The organism is Pontibaca salina (genome assembly GCF_016307205.1).
GTDB lineage: Bacteria > Pseudomonadota > Alphaproteobacteria > Rhodobacterales > Rhodobacteraceae > Pontibaca > Pontibaca salina.
The window spans coordinates 19,075-40,026 of sequence record NZ_JAEIJD010000004.1; the positions used below are offsets into that span (position 1 = coordinate 19,075).

At 60.3% G+C, this 20,952-nt stretch carries 19 protein-coding genes and 1 tRNA gene; 13 read left to right on the plus strand and 7 right to left on the minus strand.

Features of this window, described 5'->3' with window-relative positions:
* Positions 1–25: 25 nt before the first annotated feature.
* On the minus strand, positions 26–3,421 hold the full coding sequence (gene putA, locus JAO82_RS06555) for a bifunctional proline dehydrogenase/L-glutamate gamma-semialdehyde dehydrogenase PutA (RefSeq protein WP_198685576.1): 3,396 nt from the start codon (positions 3,419–3,421) through the stop codon (positions 26–28).
* A gap of 106 nt (positions 3,422–3,527) precedes the next feature.
* Here putA and JAO82_RS06560 point away from each other — a divergent pair, with 106 nt between their 5' ends.
* Together JAO82_RS06560 and JAO82_RS06565 are read left to right on the plus strand one after the other, a co-directional pair.
* Positions 3,528–3,668, plus strand: a complete 141-nt coding sequence (locus JAO82_RS06560) for a hypothetical protein (protein WP_198685577.1) — start codon at positions 3,528–3,530, stop codon at positions 3,666–3,668.
* A gap of 51 nt (positions 3,669–3,719) precedes the next feature.
* Positions 3,720–3,804, plus strand: a tRNA-Leu gene (locus JAO82_RS06565).
* Between the two features lie 282 nt (positions 3,805–4,086).
* Here JAO82_RS06565 and JAO82_RS06570 read toward each other — a convergent pair.
* From JAO82_RS06570 to JAO82_RS14365, 4 genes are all read right to left on the minus strand, one after another.
* A complete protein-coding gene (locus tag JAO82_RS06570; protein WP_198685578.1) occupies positions 4,087–4,806 on the minus strand; it encodes an acyl-homoserine-lactone synthase in 720 nt (239 codons plus the stop codon).
* 91 nt (positions 4,807–4,897) lie between these two features.
* Positions 4,898–5,599 carry an autoinducer binding domain-containing protein gene (locus tag JAO82_RS06575; protein WP_198685579.1) on the minus strand — a complete coding sequence of 234 codons (702 nt, stop codon included), beginning with the start codon at positions 5,597–5,599 and terminating at the stop codon, positions 4,898–4,900.
* A gap of 342 nt (positions 5,600–5,941) precedes the next feature.
* The gene (locus JAO82_RS06580) at positions 5,942–7,195 is read right to left on the minus strand and encodes a NifU family protein (RefSeq protein WP_198685580.1); all 1,254 of its coding nucleotides are present in this window, start codon (positions 7,193–7,195) and stop codon (positions 5,942–5,944) included.
* Complete coding sequence (locus JAO82_RS14365; RefSeq protein ID WP_198685581.1) at positions 7,188–8,315, minus strand: P-loop NTPase; 1,128 nt, start codon at positions 8,313–8,315, stop codon at positions 7,188–7,190. Before JAO82_RS14365 ends, JAO82_RS06580 begins: the two co-directional genes overlap by 8 nt.
* Here JAO82_RS14365 and JAO82_RS06590 point away from each other — a divergent pair.
* Entirely contained in the window at positions 8,314–8,613 is a 300-nt protein-coding gene (locus tag JAO82_RS06590) for a hypothetical protein (protein WP_198685582.1), read from the plus strand. The genes JAO82_RS14365 and JAO82_RS06590 overlap by 2 nt on opposite strands.
* A 139-nt stretch (positions 8,614–8,752) precedes the next feature.
* Here the strand turns inward: JAO82_RS06590 and JAO82_RS06595 are convergent, their stop codons facing one another.
* On the minus strand, positions 8,753–9,400 hold the full coding sequence (locus JAO82_RS06595; RefSeq protein WP_198685583.1) for a GntR family transcriptional regulator: 648 nt from the start codon (positions 9,398–9,400) through the stop codon (positions 8,753–8,755).
* A gap of 111 nt (positions 9,401–9,511) precedes the next feature.
* Here JAO82_RS06595 and dctP point away from each other — a divergent pair, with 111 nt between their 5' ends.
* The 7 genes from dctP (at position 9,512) to JAO82_RS06630 (ending at position 17,042) form a co-directional block, all read left to right on the plus strand.
* On the plus strand, positions 9,512–10,495 hold the full coding sequence (gene dctP, locus JAO82_RS06600) for a TRAP transporter substrate-binding protein DctP (protein WP_198685584.1): 984 nt from the start codon (positions 9,512–9,514) through the stop codon (positions 10,493–10,495).
* A 58-nt stretch (positions 10,496–10,553) separates the two neighbouring features.
* Positions 10,554–11,120 (plus strand): TRAP transporter small permease, encoded by a 567-nt coding sequence (locus tag JAO82_RS06605; RefSeq protein ID WP_232897274.1) that lies wholly within the window; start codon positions 10,554–10,556, stop codon positions 11,118–11,120.
* Complete coding sequence (locus tag JAO82_RS06610) at positions 11,121–12,437, plus strand: TRAP transporter large permease (protein ID WP_198685586.1); 1,317 nt, start codon at positions 11,121–11,123, stop codon at positions 12,435–12,437.
* Positions 12,434–13,678 (plus strand): malonyl-CoA decarboxylase, encoded by a 1,245-nt coding sequence (locus JAO82_RS06615; RefSeq protein ID WP_198685587.1) that lies wholly within the window; start codon positions 12,434–12,436, stop codon positions 13,676–13,678. Before JAO82_RS06610 ends, JAO82_RS06615 begins: the two co-directional genes overlap by 4 nt.
* Positions 13,675–15,195: a malonate--CoA ligase gene (locus JAO82_RS06620; RefSeq protein WP_198685588.1), complete on the plus strand. Its 1,521-nt coding sequence runs from the start codon at positions 13,675–13,677 to the stop codon at positions 15,193–15,195. The genes JAO82_RS06615 and JAO82_RS06620 overlap by 4 nt, the downstream gene beginning before the upstream one ends.
* Positions 15,196–15,311: 116 nt before the next feature.
* Positions 15,312–16,604 (plus strand): sulfite oxidase, encoded by a 1,293-nt coding sequence (locus tag JAO82_RS06625; RefSeq protein WP_198685589.1) that lies wholly within the window; start codon positions 15,312–15,314, stop codon positions 16,602–16,604.
* Positions 16,605–16,667: 63 nt separating this feature from the next.
* On the plus strand, positions 16,668–17,042 hold the full coding sequence (locus tag JAO82_RS06630; protein WP_198685590.1) for a cytochrome C-552: 375 nt from the start codon (positions 16,668–16,670) through the stop codon (positions 17,040–17,042).
* 9 nt (positions 17,043–17,051) lie between these two features.
* Here JAO82_RS06630 and JAO82_RS06635 read toward each other — a convergent pair whose 3' ends face one another.
* A complete protein-coding gene (locus tag JAO82_RS06635; protein ID WP_198685591.1) occupies positions 17,052–17,996 on the minus strand; it encodes an ornithine cyclodeaminase family protein in 945 nt (314 codons plus the stop codon).
* Positions 17,997–18,131: 135 nt separating this feature from the next.
* Between JAO82_RS06635 and JAO82_RS06640 the strand changes: the two genes are divergently transcribed.
* The 3 genes from JAO82_RS06640 to JAO82_RS06650 all read left to right on the plus strand — a co-directional run bounded on the left by JAO82_RS06640 (position 18,132) and on the right by JAO82_RS06650 (position 20,810).
* The gene (locus JAO82_RS06640; RefSeq protein ID WP_198685592.1) at positions 18,132–18,980 is read left to right on the plus strand and encodes a fumarylacetoacetate hydrolase family protein; all 849 of its coding nucleotides are present in this window, start codon (positions 18,132–18,134) and stop codon (positions 18,978–18,980) included.
* Positions 18,981–18,984: 4 nt separating this feature from the next.
* Positions 18,985–19,617, plus strand: coding sequence for a ribonuclease HII (locus JAO82_RS06645; protein WP_198685750.1), 633 nt, complete (start codon positions 18,985–18,987; stop codon positions 19,615–19,617).
* Between the two features lie 89 nt (positions 19,618–19,706).
* Positions 19,707–20,810 (plus strand): site-specific DNA-methyltransferase, encoded by a 1,104-nt coding sequence (locus JAO82_RS06650; RefSeq protein ID WP_198685593.1) that lies wholly within the window; start codon positions 19,707–19,709, stop codon positions 20,808–20,810.
* Positions 20,811–20,952 lie beyond the last annotated feature (142 nt).

Genomic DNA, 20,952 nt, shown 5'->3' on the forward strand with positions numbered 1-20,952 from the left:
GAAACCGTCTCTTCGTCAAGCCGGATCAGGCCTGCCGACTGAGCAGCGCCGCATTGCCGCCGGCGGCGGTGGTGTCAACGCAGAGATGACGTTCGGTCATGATATGGGCGCGATCGGGCAGGCCGGGGATCAGGGGTAGGATCGGCCCCGTGCGCCGGGCCAGTGCCTGTTCATAAAGGCGTGCGGTTGCCGCATTACCCCACCAGAGGATGCCAGAAATGCCGGCAAGCTCGGTCAGCTTATCGGGGGTCACTCTGCCATCGGCACGGATTGCGGTGCCGCCCAATGCCTGAATGGCGCTGGCCTGGGCGGCGACGGCCTCTTTGCCGGGGCCAAGGCAGAGCAACGGCGCGCGCGGCACCAATGTGAGGCGGTTAGATTCTCCGGTGGGGCCGGGCAGCGAGGTCGCCTGCGGCGGGGTTCGCGTTCCGGACGGGGCCGACAGCGGGCCTGCGGCGCCGGACCAGTCGTCTGCGGCCTGTTGCCGGTCCGGAGCACAGAAGCGGGGCAGATAGTGCGGCCCGCCGGCCTTTGGACCGGTGCCCGAGAGCGCTTCGCCCCCGAATGGCTGGCTGCCGACGATGGCCCCGATCTGGTTGCGGTTCACATATATGTTTCCGGCGCGGATTGCCTCGGACACCTGCTGCACCCGGTCGTCGAGACGGGTTTGCAGTCCGAAGGTCAGACCGTAACCGGTGGCGTTGATGTCTGCGATGACGCGATCCAGATCAGCGGCGTCAAAACGAGCGACATGCAGAACCGGGCCGAATATTTCGCGCTCCAGCGCGGAAATCCCCGAGACCTCGATCAGGGTTGGCGCGACGAACGTGCCCTGTGCGGGCAGTTGCAATTCTTTCAGCACCCGGCCTTCGCGGCGGGCGATTGCGATATGGGCGAGGATATTGGCGCGGGCGTCGTCGTCGATCACCGGCCCGCAATCGGTTGCAATCTTCCAGGGATCACCCAGACGCAATGTGTCCATCGCGCCCTGCAGCATGGTCAGCACATCCGTGGCGATGTCTTCCTGCAGATAGAGGCAACGCAGCGCGGAACAACGTTGGCCGGCCGATTGGAACGCGCTTTCAATGATCGCCTGCACCACCTGTTCGGTCAGGGCGGTACTGTCGACGATCATCGCGTTCAACCCGCCGGTCTCTGCGATCAGCGGCGCGCCGGGGGTCAGGTTTTCGGCCATCGCTGCACGGATTTTCAGTGCGGTTTCGGTGGAGCCGGTGAAGGCAACACCATCCACACGCGGGTCGGAGGTCAGCGCCGCGCCGATCTCGCCAGCACCGGGCAGCAATTGCAGTGCTTCGCGTGGGACGCCAGCGCGGTGCAGCAGCGTCACCGCCAAATGCGCCGTCAACGGCGTTTGTTCCGCGGGTTTGGCCAGCACAGCGTTGCCGGTGGCCAATGCCGCCGCGATCTGGCCGGTAAAAATGGCCAGCGGAAAGTTCCACGGCGAAATGCAGGTGAACCGCCCTGCCGGGCTGCGCTTGGGGATGTTGGCAGCATAGTAGCGCAAGAAATCCACCGCTTCGCGCAGTTCCGCGACGCAATCGGGCAGGGTCTTGCCAGCTTCGCGGGCAAGCACGGCGAAGATCTGGCCAAATTCGGCTTCGTAAAGGTCGGCCGCTGCATTCAAGATGGTTGCGCGCTGGGCTGCGGGGACGTGCCATGGCGCGGCTGCGGCCAGCGCGATTTGCACATCGGCGTGGCTGGCAGACGCAGTGGTGCCGGGGCTGTCGTTCGGGTCCGCGGGGTTGATTTCGCGCAGCGGTTCCGCTGGTACGGCGTCGCCGGCCAGAAGCGGAGCGGCCTGCCAGCGATGGTCTTTCCAAGGCGCGCGGGCCTGATCGATATGTTTGAGTGTCTGGGTATGGGCCAGGTCGAAGCCCTGCGCATTGGCGCGTTCGGGGCGGAACAGATCTGCGCCGCTGGGCAGACCGGGAGGGTCGCTTTCGATTGCCTCGAACGGGTCGGCGGCGACGGTTTCGGGGGCCACGGTTCCATCGACGATCTGGTTGACGAAGGATGAATTGGCCCCGTTTTCGAGCAGGCGGCGCACCAGATAGGCCAGAAGGTCGCGATGGGCGCCGACCGGGGCGTAAATGCGGCAGCGGGTCAGGTTGCGGGCCTTGACGATGTGATGCAGCGCCTCGCCCATGCCGTGCAGGCGCTGGAATTCGAAGGGTTGGCCGTTCGCCATATGCAGGATCGCGGTGACAGTGTGGGCATTGTGGGTGGCGAATTGCGGATAGATCCGGTCGGTCATTCCCAGCAACCTGCGGGCATTGGCAATATAGGAAATGTCGGTGGCCGCCTTGCGGGTGAACACCGGGAAACGTTCCATTCCGCCGACCTGTGCGCGCTTGATTTCGGTGTCCCAATAGGCGCCTTTAACCAGCCGTAAGGTGATTTGCCGGTCGTGGCGTTCGGCCATGCCGTAAAGCGTATCGATCACCCGTCCGGCGCGCGGACCATAGGCCTGCACCACCATGCCAAAGCCATTCCAGCCGCTCAGCGCCGAATCCGCAAGCACCGCTTCGATCACCTCAAGCGACAGGGCCAGACGGTCGGCCTCTTCGGCGTCGACGTTCAGCCCCATGCCGGCCCCTTTCGCCTGCAAGGACAGGGCGCGCAGGCGGGGCACCAGATCCCGCATCACGCGGTCTTCCTGCGCCAGCTCATAGCGCGGATACAGCGCCGACAGCTTGACCGAGATACCGGGATTGTCGCGAATGTCGGTTGCGGTGCAGGCTGTGGCGATAGCCGAGATCGCGCCCTGGTAGGAGCGATGATAACGTGCGGCATCTGCCTCGGTGCGCGCGGCCTCGCCCAACATGTCGTAGGAATAGGTATAGCCTTTGGCTTCCATGTTGCTGGCACGTCGCATCGCCGAGTCGATGGTCTCGCCCAGCACGAACTGGCGGCCCATTTCCTTCATCGCGCGCAAAGTGGCGGCGCGGATCACCGGTTCGCCCAATCGCCGGATTGCGCTGCGCAAGGCGCGTGTGGGGCTGGGGCGTGTATCGTCCAGAACCCGCCCGGTCAGCATGAGCGCCCAAGTTGACGCATTGACGAGCGGAGAACTGGATTGCCCCAAATGGCTGGCCCAGTCGCTGGGGCCCATCTTATCCTCGATCAGCGCATCCATCGTATCGGGGTCGGGGACACGAAGCAGGGCTTCGGCCAAACACATCAAGGCGATTCCTTCATCGGTCGAAAGACCGTATTCGGCAAGAAAGACCTCCATCAAGCCGGGTGCTGCATCGCTGCGGATGGCGCGCACCAGCTCGGCCGCTTTGGCGGCGATCTCTTTGCGCTGAGAGGGCGACAGATCGGCGGTTTCGATCAATTGGGCGATGATCTCGGTCTCATCCGAATAGGTGGCAGCGTCGATAAAGGAACGAGTGGACATAGAGTGACCTTTGCTGGAGTCCCCGTGCAATATATCTGCGAGTGTACAGGACAATCGCCTGATTGCCGGAATTTTCGATGATCTGCTCAAGGTACGTACCCGATCCATGATTGATTATCGCTGTGCTCTCACACAAGAAATATCAACTTTGCCACGTGTCGTGGGCATTTTTGTCGCGGTGACGATGCAAGCAGTGAAAGAGACTGCAAAGCCGGATTTTCCCGAAGCTGTCGAATCGGATCTTTGAGATTGTGATAACGGCGACAGGCCGTTAAACCACTCGATGTCACGTCAGGCTGCGGGCGTGGTGGAATGGTAGACACAAGCGACTTAAAATCGCTAGGGCCTGGCCCGTGCGGGTTCGACTCCCGCCGCCCGCACCATATCCCCTTAGCGATTTGGCACTTTTTGCGAACGTGCTTTTTCGCCACCGAGGGGTGCAGGTTGCTCAGAAAAACGCGGTCAGGAAGAGCGGGCAATCCTTAAGGCGGCGCTTGTGCCGACGCGAAACAACGGTCGTCAGCAAAATGGCTATGTTGCCCACGGCAATATATGTGACAAACGCGGCCCAGAACGAAGCACCCAAGGCCAAGCTGACCCCGGATGCTGTCAGGCCGACAACTATACCTATGATGATATGTCCAGCGATCATGGCGAGGTTTCGATCACCTCGCGTACAGGCTTGCGCGGGTCTCGGTGCCGAGGCCGAAAAGGTTGTGCGATAGTGCAAATTGGTCAGATTGATCAGACAATTGCTCGGCCCGCTCGGCGCTAACGAAGACATCATCAGTGATTCCGGCGAATGCGCGCAGGCGATTGATCCGCTCGTCGGTGCAATCAAGCAGGGCGGCCATCGCCGAAACCTTACCCATGGGAGTGGTTTTGCCGATGTAATCGTAAGGCGCGCAATCCGAGCGTTTGAGAACGCGGTTCATGATCGGGTCAATCACCGTTACGATATCGGAAATCCCCGAGTTTTTGGCATATTCCAGCGAGCCAATCATCAGTTCGCAAGTCGCATAACTGACCGAGTTGCGGGACTTCCCGTGATTCAAGGTTTCGGTATCGACACAGAAGCGGGTCGATTCCCAAAGCGTCGCACTGCGCAGCGGCGCGTCGCCGTCGAGGATTTCATGAAACACCTCTGACAGCATGTGCGGCCCCGTGGTCTGCAGTGCGCGAACGCAGGACACCACTTGCCCGTCATCGTCAACTCCGATGACATAGGCCGGATCAAGGGTATCGAACTGATCGATTTCGCGGCCGTTGGTAATATTCACATCCCAGCCCAGCCGTTCGCCAAAGACGCGTGCGCGCAATGCAAACATTTCGTCCAGAAGGCGGTCATAGCGATGCCGATTAAGGCCATCAATTACGATGATCATGGGATTTCCCCTTTTGGTTACCGCACACTATATTGGGCAGTAAATTTAAGGGGTCTATTGGGGGAATCCCGTAGCGGCAGTGGTTACGCCTTCAAGCTGGGTAGATAAGCCCGCGGCTGATCGCGCGCCCGATGGCTTGTGCCGTCGTCAGTGCGCCCAGCTTTTCGCGCGCCGAGCGTAAATGAACTTCGATCGTTCGGTGTGAAATAGAGAGAATGTCTGCAGTGTCCTGCTGCGATTTCCCGGCGGCGGTCCATTGCAGAATCTCGATCTCGCGCGCCGAAAGTGCGGGAGGCCCTAGTACGCTGGACAATGCTTCGGATTGGATGACATGATCGTGTAGGTGAACGGCGGCTTGCTGCAGATCACCCAATATTTTGGCTTTCAACAGCGCCCAGTCGTGGGCTGAGCACTTGCGGGTGACGCTAAACAGCCCGATATCGCCAAAGGGGCCGCGAACCGGAATTGTCAGCCCCTGATCCGAAATGCCAAAATCATGCGCGTCGCTGAACACCATATCAAAGGACGGCTCTTGGCGCAGCCTCTGCCAGTCGACGGGCGCTATACTGCGCTTGGCTAGCAATAGCGTCGGGTCCCGGTTTACATAGTTTTGGTTGACGTAGTGAGTTTGCCACTCTTGCGGGTAGTTGACGAAACCATGCACGGTCTGAGTGACTGGATTCATCCCGGCATAGGCCGCGAAATCCAGTTCATGGGTCTCGCAGACGGAATCTAGAAATTTCTCGAGATCATTGTCGGGAAAAGGCAGTTTGCTGAGGTCTATGACAGCCAATGGGAAAAATTCTTTTGTGCGTTCTTGGGTTCCGTGGGAACGTATTGCTAACTAGCTCGCCAGCAGCGAAATGCCAGTAGGCCCTGTGGATCCAAAGCGTGTATTGCTGCTAATAGCATAGGGTGAGAGAATTTCCGGTGACGCAACGGAAACTTTCGCTCAAGCGGAATGCCATGAAGAATATCGTTGCTTCAGAATTCTCCTTCTGCCAGATCAACCTCCCGGCGAGGGCTATCGCGCGCAATTGCCATTAACTATGATTTTCGCGCAAATAGTATCAAAAAACAACTATTGTTCACTGGGGAAAACGTCTTCCGACTGGGGGTTAAGCCCCAATCGCTGTCAATTGTTATGGTGGACCTCATTGCGCCCGAGCGCCGCGTTCAGTTCACGAAGGTGAAAATCTTGTTCTGATTCACCTGAGCGCGGATGGCGCCCCAGCGTTTGGGCCAATTCAAAAAAGCCCTTTCCCGGAATATGGTCCCGCCCGCGATTGACCACCAGCGCCGCGATGAAGGGGCGCTTTGCCTTGCTATCCTCGTGCATCAGATCCTCAAGCGCGGCGGTGACCTTGCGGATCGACCCGGGCGCATACATGCCCAGACCGCGCGCCAGACGGCCATAGGTAATCGGAAGCGAATCTGCGGGCAGCGATTCAAGATATGCCCGAATGCGGTCGGGCAGGGTGTTAGCCGTCTGTGCGTGCGTCGCCGGTGTCCGTGGCGGCGGAATTTCCCGTGCGGTGCCGTCGGGCAGGACATCCGCTGCCCAGGCGCGCTGCGCACTGCGCACAACCACCCGCGTCTGATCCGAATCTGGCGCTGGCCTGCGTTCGGTGGTGATGGTGACCTCTCCGCGCTCAAGTCCGTTCTGCAGTTCATTGGGTTGCAGCCCCAGACGCGGCGCAAGGTACTCCGGATCGATCGCCAGTTCGCCATCTTCCCATGCGATATGGTCGGCCGGAACCGGGCGGTGAAAACCCACGCTTTCGCCGGGTTCGGCACTGTAGAATGGATTTTCGCCGCTGGCATGGTCGGTCACGTCAACGATTTCAACTATCGCCGGCAAGGCTTTGCGCAACATGGTCTCGACACCCTTGCGCAAGGTCACGGCAGAGGCCGCACAGCCCTGACACCCGCCGGACATGCGCAGGTAAACGGTGCCATTTTCGACACGTTCGGCACTGATATGGCCCCCGTGGCTCGCAATCGCGGGGTTGACGTTATTTGTCAGAAGGTCGGTAATCTCGGCCAGTAGGGCGGCGTCGCTGTCAGCGGCAGGGCTGGCGTCGCACTCTTTGCCAAGTGGCTGGTCGGTTTGCTCCAGAACCTGCCGAATTGCCGCCGCGACCGGTGCCTTGAGGTTCTGCCAGTCGGTTTCCGGTTGCCGCGTGACCATGACCGTTTCGCCGCTCACCTGAACCTTGCGCACGCCGTCAATCGCGAAAAGCGCACCTGACAGCGGTGCATCGTCGTCCGGCCCATCGAAATTGGCCGAACGATTCTCTTGCACCGGCGCGTCAAGGATGAAACGCATCATATGCGGATCGCGCGGGGCAGTCTGCGCGCGGATGCGGCGCCGCGGGGTCTCAGACATCTTCGGCCTCGACGCTTTCGATCTCGCGCAGGGCGGGGAATGTATAGATCCCCGAGCCGTGCCCGTCACTGAAAGCGATACCCAGCGCGTAGTTGCCAACGCTCCAGATCTTCGTGGGAACCACATCCATCGGGACGTTTTCGGGTTCTAGCAGGTTTTTGCCGCTGATTTCGTCACGGCACGACGCACAGCGGCAGGACAGGCGCAGATCCCGCGCGTCGATGGTCTGGATGTGGTCGTTGGGCCAGCGGATGGTCAGGCCGGTGGCATCGTAATCCAGCGCCAAGGGCCGGTCGGCGCTGCCCTGCGATGCTGGAGCGGGCTTGCCTTCGCCGGTCGTCAGATCCCAGGCGAAGGGAATCTGCAGCCCGCCGGCACGATCCATATCCACCGACAGGGCGTCGGCGATGCTGGCATAGGCCTGCGCTGCCGGGCTGTCGGGGGCGGCATTCACCAGCGGTTCGCCGCTGTCGCCACTGTCCACGATGGCCGGGTCAAGCGGGATCGCCCCGAGAAATGGCACACCCATGCTTTCCGCGATCGTGCGGCCGCCGCCCTGATGAAAGATATGTGTGACCTCGCCGCAGGAGGGGCAGGTGAAGCCGCTCATGTTCTCGATGATCCCGAGAATCGGCACCTTGACCTGTTCCATCATGCGCAGCCCACGCCGGGCGATTTTCAAACTGACATCCTGTGGCGTGCTGACCACCACGGCCCCGGCCAGCGGGAACGCCTGGGCCAAGGTCAACTGAATGTCGCCGGTGCCCGGCGGCAGGTCGAGAAACAGCACATCCAGTTCGCCCCAATCCACCTGAGTGACGAACATCTGAAGATATTTCGTGACCATGGGGCCACGCATCACCGCCGGCTTGTCATCCGCCGTCAGCATCCCCATTGAGATCACCTTGACGCCATGCGCCTCGGTCGGGATCACCTTTTTGGTCGAGGTCATCGCCGGTGGCTGGCCGGACGGAACGCCCAGCATTCCGGGAATCGACGGGCCGTAAAGATCGGCGTCCACCAATCCGACACGCAATCCTTGCCGGGCCAGCATCACCGCCAGATTGGCGGTCACGGTGGATTTGCCGACGCCACCTTTGCCGCTGCTGATGGCAATCATGCGGCCAAGATGCGCCAAGGGGCCGGTTTGGGCGCCTGCGGGGGCGGATTTACCATTGGTCAAAGGTTTAAGCTCCTGTCTTTATGTGACCGGCACCGCGGTCGGGACCGTTCCTGATCAACTAAGCGGCTTTCGGACCGCAATACATGTGGCGGCATCGGGCTCGGTCTGCAAGACCGGCGGTCAGCCTTTCGATGATTGGATCTCCCCGCACGCGATCGCCAGCGTCGATTGCGCTGCAATGTCGCCCAGCGATTACACGGTGCCGGGCAACTCCGTTTCCTCGGGCGCACCATGAAGGAAAATCACCCGCCGGTCAAAGTCGAGTTTCTGATCTGGGAAGGCATTTTTCGAAGCCTGCTGGCACTGCCAAAGTGAAAGGCGGGCGCAGGCCGCATTCAGATGGCTTTTCGTGATTGCTCGGGGCTCGGTGTGGTTCAGGCGGACCGGAAAGTGCGCAGCAACAGATGAAACTTGTCACCCTGCACCCCGACATGTGAGCGCAGCGCGTCCGCGGCTGCGGCACCATCGCCCTGGCGCAGGTGGGCGGCAATCGCACGATGTTCGTCCAGTGATTCGATCATTCGCCCGCGCAATTGTAGCTGTGAGCGCCGATAAGGGCGCAGACGGGTATGCAGACGCCGTGCTTCGTCTTCCAGAAAACTGTTGCCGGCCTCGGCGTAAATGGTTGTGTGAAAAACCACGTTTTCGGAATAAAACAGATCGGCATCGCCCGTCTCGGCAGCCGTAGCGCAGCGCATGTTTGCAGCGTCCAGAATGGCCAAGGCCTCAGTCGTGATACGCCCGGCGGCCAGCCGTCCGGCGAACGCCTCGTATTCTGCCATGACTTCAAACATTTCCAGCACTTCAGCGGCGTCGGGCTGGCGCACAAACATGCCGCGACGCGGGATATGCCGGACCATCCCAGAGGCCGAAAGCAGTTGCAGCGCCTCGCGTACCGGGGTGCGTGATACATCGTACCGTGTGGCCAGCGCGGTCTCGTCCAGCCGGACACCCAAGGCAATTTCGCCGGATATGATTCCGGATTCGATATCCCGGGCAATCCGCTCAGCGCGCGTCGCCATGTCGACCTCCGCATACGTTTTTCAAGCTCTTGTATACGAAATGATTGACTTAGTGTGCAAGAGTTGATCCCTTGCGATCAGCGCTCAGGAATTGAACTCGGGAGGAAAAAAATGAGCATTAAATACACCCTGCTAGGTGCCGCTGCTGCGGTGACACTGGGGCTTGCCGCGCAGGCCGAAACCTTGCGCCTGTCACATCAATGGTCCACGCAGGACGTGCGCCACAAGGTTGCGCAGATGATCGCGGACGAGGTTAAGGCTGCCGATATCGGCCTGGACATCCGCATTTTCCCTTCGTCGTCGCTGTTCAAGGCGCGTGAGCAATACACGCCGCTGTCGCGCGGGCAGCTTGATATGACGGTGTTGCCGCTATCCTACGCGGGGGGTCAGCGCGCGGCCTATAACCTGACGCTGATGCCGGGGCTGGTGAAAAACCACGACCACGCCGCGCGGCTGAACGAAAGCCCGTTCATGGATGACATCAAGGCGATCATGGCCGAGGATGACGTGATGGTGCTGGTCGATGGCTATCTGGCGGGCGGCTTCTCGGGCACCGAGGGCTGCATCACCGCACCCAAGGATGTCGAGGGCAAGCAGATGCGCGCTGCTGGCAAGGCGTTCGAGCAAATGCTGGCCGGAGCCGGGGCATCGATTGCGTCAATGGCCAGTTCCGAGATCTACAACGCGATGCAGACCGGCGTGCTGGATGCCGCCAATACATCGTCTTCGTCTTTTGTCAGCTATCGCATCTACGAGCAGGTGGCCTGCTATACGCCGCCGGGTGAATACGCTCTGTGGTTCATGTATCAGCCGCTGCTGATGAACAAGTCCACCTTCGAAGGGCTGAGCGAAGAACAGCAAGATACGTTGCTGGAGGCGTCGAAAAAGGCCGAGGCGTTCTATCTGGAGGAGGCCAAGAAGGAAGACGCGGACAGCCGCGAGGTCTTTGCTCAGAACGGTGTCGAGATTGCTGAGATGACGCAGGAGGATTTCGACGCCTGGCGCGAACTGGCGCGGGAAACCTCCTATGCCGCATTTGTCGAGGATCTGCCCGAGGGGCAGGAGCTGCTGGACAAGGCGCTGGCGGTCGAGTGAGCCTCGGCTGCCCAGATGCGCGCGGGGCTAACCCGCGCGCCATATGACGGGGACAAGAATGAATGATAACAAGGCACTGACCGGGTCGGATCCGTTCCTTCGCGTCACCGCAGCTATTTCCACCTTATGCGGGTGGATCGCGGCGGGGATGGTGGTGGCAGCGGTATTCATCACCTGTCAGATGATATTTGTGCGCTTCGTGCTGAACCATTCGACCATCTGGCAGACCGAAGCGGTGGTCTATCTGGTGATCGCCGCCACACTGATCGGCTTGCCTTATGTGCAGCGGCTGAAGGGCCATGTGAATGTCGATCTGATACCCATCGCCTTGCAGTTCGGACCACGCAAGGTTCTGTATGTTGTCGTTCTGTCGGCCTCGGCCTTAGTTATGGGGATGCTGGCATTCTATGGTTATGATTTCTGGCAGGTCGCTTATCAGCGCGGTTGGAAATCGGACACGGTCTGGGGCGTGCGACTTTGGATTCCCTATCTCGCCATCCCCGTCGGTTTCGGGCTGATGACCTTGCAGATCGTCGCGGATATCTGGGCGGTTCTCAAAGGCCACGAACGCCCCTTCGGGCTGGTCCGAGACCCGCTGAACGCCTCCGGTACGGGAGAATTGTGAATGGACCCTTTGCTTTTGGGCGGTGTCGTTGGCATCGTCACGATTTTGGTGCTGTTTTCGGGAATGTCGGTGGCGGTTGGCCTGCTGGTCGTGTCTGGCGGCTTCTTGATAATCTTTGACGGTATGCGCTCGCTCACGTTGATGCCGGAAATCCTGTTCGCCAAGCTGGACGATTTTGCGCTGCTGGCGATTCCGATGTTCATCATCATGGGCGCCTCAATCGCCTCGACACGGGCAGGGGCCGATCTGTACGAGGCGCTGGAGCGCTGGCTGACCCGCGTTCCCGGTGGTCTGGTGATTTCCAATCTCGGGGCTTGCGCCCTGTTTTCCGCGATGTCGGGGTCCAGCCCGGCCACTTGCGCTGCGATCGGCAAGATGGGCATTCCGGAAATGCGCAAACGGGGCTATCCCGACGGGGTGGCGGCGGGGTCGATTGCTGCGGGCGGGACACTGGGCATCCTGATTCCGCCCTCGGTGACAATGATCGTCTATGGCGTCGCCACCGAGACCAGCATCGGACGGCTGTTTCTCGCTGGTGTGCTTCCGGGGATGCTGCTGGTGGCCCTGTTCATGGCGTGGTCAGTCTGGACCACATGGCGGTCGGGTAACGCGGCAGTGCTGTCGCCCACGTTTTATAGCTGGCGCGAACGGTTCGAGATCATGCCGCGCGTGCTGCCATTCCTGCTGATCATCGTCGGCGTTCTATATGCGATGTATGGCGGCATCGCCACGCCCAGTGAAACCGCTGCGGTTGGCGCGCTCTTGTGTTTGCTGGTCGCGATGATCATCTATCGGATGTGGTCACCTGCGGCGCTGTGGGTGGTGCTGCGGGACAGCACACGGGAATCGGTGATGATCCTGTTCATCATCGCTGCCGCCGGCGTGTTCAGTTACATGCTGTCGTCGCTGTTCATCACCCAGTCGATTGCCGAATGGATCGGCACGCTGGATGTGAACCGCTGGGTGCTGATGGGCGCGGTCAACGTGTTCCTGTTGATTGCCGGGTTCTTTTTGCCGCCCGTGGCAGTGATCCTGATGGCGGCACCGATCTTGCTGCCAATCATCACCGCAGCGGGATTCGATCCGATCTGGTTCGCCGTGATCCTGACTATCAACATGGAGATCGGCCTGATCTCGCCCCCTGTTGGTCTGAACCTGTATGTCATCAATGGCATCGCGCCCGATATTCCGCTCAAGACCATCCTGAAGGGGTCGCTGCCCTATGTCGGGTGCATGGTTCTTGCTATCATAGTGTTAAGTGTGTTTCCCGGCATTGCCACCTGGTTGCCGGACCTCGTAATGGGAGCCGCGTTGTGAGCCTTTTGGCCGACCTTTTGACTACCGTTTTCGAACGCCGTTACGCCGGGGCCAGCAGTGCCGACCCGCGGCCGGTTGACGAATTGGTACGCGCCCTGATGGATGCGCGCGACGAAATGACGGTGATGGAGATCGCCCGGCTTGTTCTTGATCGTTACAGCAGCATGGATGATGCGGCGCGACACCGGTTCTTCGAGTTTATCACGGATGAGATGGATATTGACACCGAGGCGGTCCGCACGGCGCTGACCGCGTTCGAATCCGACCGTGGGGCCCCGAACTATAGCGCTTTGGTTGCTGCGGCTGAACCACCGCGTCAGGAGTTTGCCCGCCGTCTGAATCAGGTGCCGGGCGCAACCGCACAACTGGTGCGGATGCGTGGCGATCTGCTGCGGCTTATGCGTCAGCATCCCGAATTGGCGCGGCTGGATGTCGATCTGCGGCATTTGCTGCGTTCTTGGTTCAATCGCGGCTTTCTGGTGTTGCGCCCGATAGATTGGGAAAGCCCGGCCAACGTGCTGCAAAAGATCATTGCCTATGAGGCCGTACATGCCATCGACAGTTGGGAAGATTTGCGGCTTCGGCTGGAGCCTTCGGATCGGCGCTGTTTCGCGTTCTTTCACCCGGCAATGCCCGATGATCCACTGATCTTTGTCGAGGTTGCGCTGACCCGCGGCATCCCCGGAGCCATCGACAAGGTGCTGGCCGAGGAGCGCACCCCCTTGCGCCCCGAAGAGGCGGATACGGCGGTGTTCTATTCCATCTCGAACTGTCAGCCCGGGCTGACGGGGATTTCATTCGGCAATTCACTGATCAAACAAGTGGTTGCTGATTTGGCCGCAAAATGGCCCCAATTGCGCACCTTTGTCACGCTATCACCGATCCCGGGTCTGGCCGCATGGATGGCTGAGCGCGAGATTGATGCGCCGAAAGGAACCTCGGACGATACCGCTGCATTGCAGCGGATCGCGGCCCGTTATCTGATGGACATGAAGGATGGTCGTCTTCGTGATCCGGTGGCGCGCTTTCATCTGGGCAACGGGGCCGAAATTCACGAGATTCATATTAATGCCGATCCTTCACCTACTGGGCGCACACAGTCCCATGGGGTGATGGTGAACTACCTTTACGATCCTGCGCGCATTGCCCGTAATCTCGAAGGTTTCGTCGCAGGCAAGCCTGCGGCCAGCCGACGGGTGCAGACCCTTGCGCGGCAGGCAGACAAGAAAGAGCCGAAATGAACCCGCTTTACGACACCTTATTTGGCCGCCACAGCGGCAGCAACGCCCCGTTCTTGCATCTCCCATCGGGCGAGACCGTCACCTATGGCTCGTTCGTCGAGCGCGTGTCGCAGATGGGGGGGGCACTGCGCGGGATGGGGTTGAACCCCGGTGACCGGCTGGCGGCGCAGGTGGAAAAATCCCCCGATGCGGTGGCGCTTTTTGGTGCCTGTGCCGCGCAGGGTATCGTGTTGTTGCCGCTCAACACCGCTTATACTCCCACTGAACTGGCCTATTTCGTCACCGATTCCGGCGCACGGATGTTGCTGACCGACCCAGAAAAGGCAGATGCGCTCGCCGATGTCGCGCGCAAGGCCGGCGCGCGCTTGGAAACGCTGGGCACCAATGGCGATGGCACGCTGGCAGAGGCGACCGATGCGGCAGAACCCGCTGCGCCCGAACCGCGCAACGCGCAAGATTTGGCCGCGTTCCTATACACGTCGGGCACCACGGGTCGTTCCAAGGGTGCAATGCTGAGTCAGGAAAATCTGATATCAAATGCCCGTGTATTGACTGATTACTGGCGTTTCAGCGATAGTGATACGCTTATCCATGCCCTGCCGATTTTCCACACCCACGGGCTGTTCGTAGCGCTCAACGTGACCTTGCTGGCGGGCGGCTCGATGATCTTCCTGCCGCGCTTTGACGTGGATGCGGTATTAGAGGCGCTGCCCCGGGCCACAACGATGATGGGCGTGCCGACATTCTACACCCGGCTTCTGGCTGACGACCGCTTTACCCGCGATGTCGGCGGACATCTTCGCCTTTACACCAGCGGCAGTGCTCCGATGCTGGAGGAAACCCACCACCGGTTCGAACAGCGTATCGGTCAGCGTATTCTCGAGCGCTATGGTATGACGGAAACCAGCATGAGCACCTCGAACCCCTATGAGCGCGAACGGCGCCCCGGCACCGTGGGTTTCCCTTTGCCGGGGGTCGAACTGCGCATCTGCATTCCGGGGACCGAAGACGAGGTGCCGACCGGCGAAACCGGCATGATCGAGGTACGTGGCCCCAATGTGTTCCAGGGCTATTGGCAGATGCCCGAGAAAACCGCCGAGGAGTTACGCAGCAATGGCTGGTTCATCACCGGCGATCTGGGGGTGCGGGATGCCGACGGGTATGTGACCATCGTGGGGCGCGACAAGGATCTCGTGATTTCGGGCGGCTACAATATCTATCCGCGCGAGATCGAGCAGGTGATCGACGCCCAACCCGGCGTGCTGGAATCTGCGGTGATCGGTGTGCCGCATCCTGATATGGGCGAGGGGCTGGTCGCGGTGATTGTTCCGCGCCCCGGAGAAACACCGGATGACACCGCCATCGCCGCCACCGTGTCCGCCGAACTGGCGAGGTTCAAACAGCCGCGCCAATATGTTACGGTGCCACAACTGCCGCGCAACACAATGGGCAAGGTGCAAAAGGCGGAATTGCGCCGCGTCTATGCGGATACCTTTGTCGGGCACATAATTTCCTAAGCGGCGACCGCGATGTCGCCACCTGATATTGCTCAGTTGTATTTGACATATATCTAGCGTAGCCATTTCGTTCACGCGGGCTAAATTGTCGATTGAGCGATCAGAGGAGCTTTGAGATGTTGCACGAAAAACAACCTGGGCAAACCCAAGAGGAGAGCGAAATTGAGCGCGAGCAGCCGGAGTCTTCTGCTCGCCGCAATTTTCTCCGCACCACCGGATTATCGACTTTGGGCGCGATGGTCGGCATGACTGTGCCGTTCGAAGGCAACATGCCCTTTGGTGTCACTCCGGTGATGGCACAGGACACCGGCGAAGGTCTGATGTCAGACAAACCCGACCTGACGGTACTGAATGACCGGCCGGTCAACGCCGAAACGCCAGCGCATCTGCTCGACGATGATGTGACGCCTTATGAGCGCATGTTCGTGCGCATGAACGGGATGGTGCCGCAGACCGCGCTGGACCAGAATGCGGAAGGCTGGACGCTGACCATCGACGGCGAGGTCGAGACACCGCTGGAATTGACCCTCGACGACCTGAAATCACAGTTCGAGACCGTGACCAAACGTTTGGTGATCGAATGCGGCGGCAACGGGCGGGCGTATTTCAATCCCGGTGCCTCGGGCAACCAGTGGACGATGGGAGCAGTCGGCTGCCCGGAATGGACCGGCGTGCGTCTGGCCGATGTTCTGAAAAAGGCGGGGATCAAGGACAGTGCCGTTTATACCGCCCATTTCAGCAATGACCCGCACCTGTCGGGCGATCCCGACTTGCTGCCGATCTCGCGCGGCGTGCCCATCGAGAAAGCCTTGGCCGAGGGCGGTATAATTGCGTGGGAGATGAACGGCGAGCCGATCCCTGCCCTGCACGGATTTCCCTTGCGCCTGATCGTGCCGGGCTATCCCGGTTCGGTGTCGCAAAAGTATCTGACGCGGATCTGGATTCGCGATCAGGTACATGATGGCGCGAAGATGACCGGCTATTCCTACCGGCTGCCCAAAAATCCGGTCGCGCCGGGCACGGATGTGCCAGAGTCCGATATGGCCATCATGACCGAGATGCCGGTCAAATCCTTGATCACTTTCCCGCAAACCGGCACCGAGGTGGCCAGCGGCAAACCGACCGAAGTGCGCGGCCACGCGTGGGCGGGCAATGGCGATGTGCAAGCGATGGATGTGTCGATCGACTTTGGCCAGACGTGGCAGAAGGCCGAGCTGGACACTGCGCCGAACCTGTTTGCTTGGCAGCGCTGGCGGGCCGATGTCACCTTGCCGGAAACCGGCTATTTTGAGGTGTGGGCACGCGCCACGGACAAGGACGGCGTCATGCAGCCACCGGTCACGCCTGGCTGGAACCCGCGTGGCTATGGCAACAACATTCAGCACCGCATTGCGCTGATCGCGACTTGAACCCATTTGGCCCGGCGGCGCAGTTCGTCGGGCCGACACGCAACAATTCCAACGGAACAAGCCATGATAAACTTTAACATCTTGGGTGGAGCTATCGCGGCTGCAAGCCTGTTCTTGGCCGCACCCGCATTTGCGCAAACCTATGACCCGATGGTTGCATTGACGCAGTCGCCCGACGCAATGCAAGCTGACGGGGATGCGGTGAAGCTTGACCCCGAATTGGGCAATCTGCCCGTCGGAGAGGGTGCAGAGGATACTTTTTATCAGTGTACCGCCTGCCACTCGACCGCGATCATCACCCAGCAGCGGCTGAGCGACGCGCGCTGGGACTATATGTGGGATTGGATGGTCGAAGATCAGGGCATGTACGACCCCGAGGACGAAACCAAGGAAATCGTGCTGAATTATCTCAAGCAACACTTTTCGTCCGAGCGGTAAGCAAACGCCCTATAGCAGATCAAGAATCGCGCGAGCGGTCATCAGGTCCAGATGAGCGCCGCCGCCATTCTTGAACACTGTGACGTCTTCCGGCGCGGTGCGCCCCGGAATCCCGGCTTCAAGGTCGTAAAGATCCCCCAGCACATCCGAAAGGGCGATGGCACCGCTGGCGAGCGGGATCATCAGCTCACCGATGTGGTTCAGGGTGGTGTCACGGTTGTCCACGAACAGGCGGGCCTTTTGCAGCAATGCGTCATCGGCTTCGCGCATCTCGGCGCGAAAGGCGCCGACCAGATCGACATGGGTGCCGGGGCGCACCCAATCGCCCAGCAGCACCGGCTCATGCGACATCGTCGCCGTCGTCACGATATCGGCGCTGCCAAGCGCCTCGCGCAAATTTTCGGTGGCGCTCAGGGCAACATTCGGCACTGTTAGCTCTTCCGCCAGCGCCTTGGCTTTGCTGGCGGTGCGGCTCCAGATCAGCGCCTGCGTGATATGTGGAAAGACCGCGCAATAGGCGCTGATCGCCGTGCGCGCGACACTCCCCGCGCCGATGACAAGAAGCGTTTTGCTGTCGGCGCGGGCCAGATATTGCGCCCCGAGCAGGGAATCCGCTGCCGTCTTCAGGTCGGTCAGCAGCGCGCTGTCGATGATCGCCTCCAACGCTCCGGTCAGCGGGTCAAAAACCAGCATTGCACCCTGAACCGAGGGCAGGCCGCGGCCGGGATTGCCTTGCGTTACGGTCACGCTTTTAACACCCGATCCCAGCCCGTCGATCCAGGCGGCGCGGCTGAGCAGTGAGTGCTCGGGCGGGCCCAGAACCACGTCGGAAATCTGTGCCCGTGCCCTTTGGTGCCCGCGTTTCAGCGCAGCGACGAAATGCGGCCAGTTGATCGCACTGCCAAGGCTGCCTCGGGTGATCAGGCGCGGGGCGGGTGATGGGCTTCGAGTCATGGCGTTGCCTTATTCATTCATCTGGTCGCAGGCGATCATGCCGGCGGATTGGCGTCAAGTTCGCGAACGCGCCCCTTGGCGCGATGCGAAACCTTGGTATTGTGCCGGAAAACCGCCAACAGGAAAGGGCCAATCATGAGATTACTGCGTTACGGAGACCCCGGCGCCGAGAAACCCGGCATGCTGGATGCAAACGACCGGATCCGCGATCTGTCGGGCGTAATAGACGATATCACGGGTGCCATGCTGGACGATAAGTCTTTGGCTCGTTTGCGCGATCTCGACCCGTCCACGCTGCCGCTGGTCGATGGCACGCCACGCATCGGCCCCTGTGTCGGCAATATCGGCAAATTTCTGTGTATCGGGTTGAACTATACCGATCATGCCGCCGAAACAGGCATGGAAATCCCAGAATATCCGATCCTATTCCTCAAGGCCAACTCGGCCATCATCGGACCCAACGACACCGTCAGCTTGCCGCGCGGCTCGCGGCGGTCCGATTGGGAGGTCGAATTGGGCGTGGTGATCGGCAAGCCCGCGAAATACGTGACCGAGGACGAGGCGCTGGATTACGTCGCCGGATACTGCATCACCAACGATGTCAGCGAACGCCGGTTTCAGGGCCGCTTAAGCGGCCAGTGGACCAAGGGTAAATCCTGCGACACGTTCGGACCGGTGGGGCCATGGCTGGTGACGCGGGACGAAATTCCCGACCCGCAATCGCTGAACCTGTCGCTGGCTGTGAATGGCCAGACCATGCAGGATGGCACAACGTCAAACATGATCTTCACGGTTGCGCAGATCATCGCACATCTTTCTGGTCTGATGACGCTGCATCCCGGCGACCTTATCGCCACCGGCACACCGGCGGGCGTCGGCATGGGCATGAAACCGGAGCCGATCTATCTGAAATCCGGCGACCGGATGGAGCTGCGCATCGACAAGCTGGGTCAGCAGAACCAAAGCGTTGTCGAGGATGACTGAACAGATGTCGGGTCCCGATGCCAGCCATGAGCGCGCGTTGCACGCAATGGGCCATCTGCGGGTCGCCGGGGTGGACGAGGTCGGGCGCGGACCATTGGCCGGGCCCGTCACGGCGGCGGCAGTGGTTTTGGATATTGCCACGATCCCGCAAGGGGTGAACGATTCCAAGAAGCTGACGGCGGTCAGCCGCGCCGCGCTGTCAAAGCAGATTCACGACGTTGCCGAGGTTGCCATCGCCCATGCCAGCGTGGCCGAGATCGACGAGATCAACATCTTGCGCGCCAGCCATCTGGCGATGATCCGCGCCATTGCTGCGCTGAAACCGGCACCGGATTTCGTTCTGATCGACGGCAACATGATCCCCAATGGCCTGACGCTCCCGGCGCGTAACGTGGTGGGGGGCGATGGTCGCAGCTTGTCAATTGCAGCGGCGTCGATCGTGGCAAAAACATCACGGGACCGGCTGATGATGGATTTGGCGCGGCAATATCCGGGCTATGGCTGGGATACCAATATGGGCTACGGCTCGAAACGCCATAGAGAGGCGCTTCAAAATCTTGGTGTCACCCCACACCATAGACGATCCTTCAAACCTGTCCACAATATCTTGTATCAAGCTAAATCTGTAAGTACATGATTCAAAAAAGAAATTGACGACGAATCGGGTTTGACTCATTCTATCCACAACACGAGAGCGCAATAATGCGCCCGGAATAGAGGCAGAGAATGATGATGACCAAGACGAAGGGCGCGGCTGCGCTCCCCCTGAACACGATTCTGGACGGTGACTGCATCGAAGTGATGAACAGTCTGCCCGAAGAGTCTGTTGACCTGATTTTTGCCGATCCGCCCTATAACCTGCAACTGCGCGGTAATTTGCACCGCCCGGACAATAGCAAGGTGGATGCGGTCGATGATCACTGGGATCAGTTCGCCTCTTTCGCAGCCTATGATAGCTTTACGCAGGATTGGCTGAGCGCAGCCCGCCGATTGCTCAAGCCCAACGGCGCGATCTGGGTGATCGGGTCGTATCACAACATCTTTCGGGTCGGCGCTGCGTTGCAAAATCAGGGCTTCTGGATCCTGAACGATGTGATTTGGCGCAAGTCCAACCCGATGCCGAATTTCCGTGGGCAACGCTTTACCAACGCCCATGAAACGATGATCTGGGCCAGCAAGACCGAAGGCGGCAAATACACCTTCAATTACGAGGCGCTCAAGGCGCTGAACGAAGGTATCCAGATGCGCAGCGATTGGGTTTTGCCGATCTGCACAGGGCACGAGCGGCTGAAAGACGAAAATGGCGACAAGGCGCATCCGACACAAAAGCCCGAAGCACTGCTGCACCGCGTACTGGTCGGCTCGACCAATCCCGGAGATGTGGTGCTTGATCCGTTTTTCGGCACCGGTACCACGGGCGCTGTGGCCAAGATGCTAGGGCGCGAATATATCGGCATCGAGCGCGAAGAGGCCTATCGCAAAGTCGCGCAAAAGCGCATCGACAATGTGCGCAAATTCGACCGCGAGGCGCTGCAAGTCAGCACCCGGAAGCGCGCCGAACCCCGTGTGCCATTCGGTCAACTGGTCGAGCGCGGCCTGCTGCGTCCAGGGGAGGAGCTGTATTCGATGAATAAGCGCTTTAAGGCCAAGGTGCGCGCGGATGGCACATTGATCGGCGCGGACATCAAGGGCTCGATCCATCAGGTCGGTGCCCATTTGGAAGGTGCGCCATCCTGTAACGGCTGGACATATTGGCATTTCAAGCGCGATGGCAAGGTCGTTTCCATCGACGTGTTGCGCCAGCAAATACGCGCCGAGATGCAGGCCTGACGGTTCCCCGCCACCGGCATAACGGTCTGGCCTAAAGTTGCATTGCGCGACGCAGGCAGGCGCGTTGCGGTGCGGCCTATTTCAGACCACGGCAGAAACTCGTTAACCGCCGGGTGTCCGTGCCGTCGCACGCGAATACCCC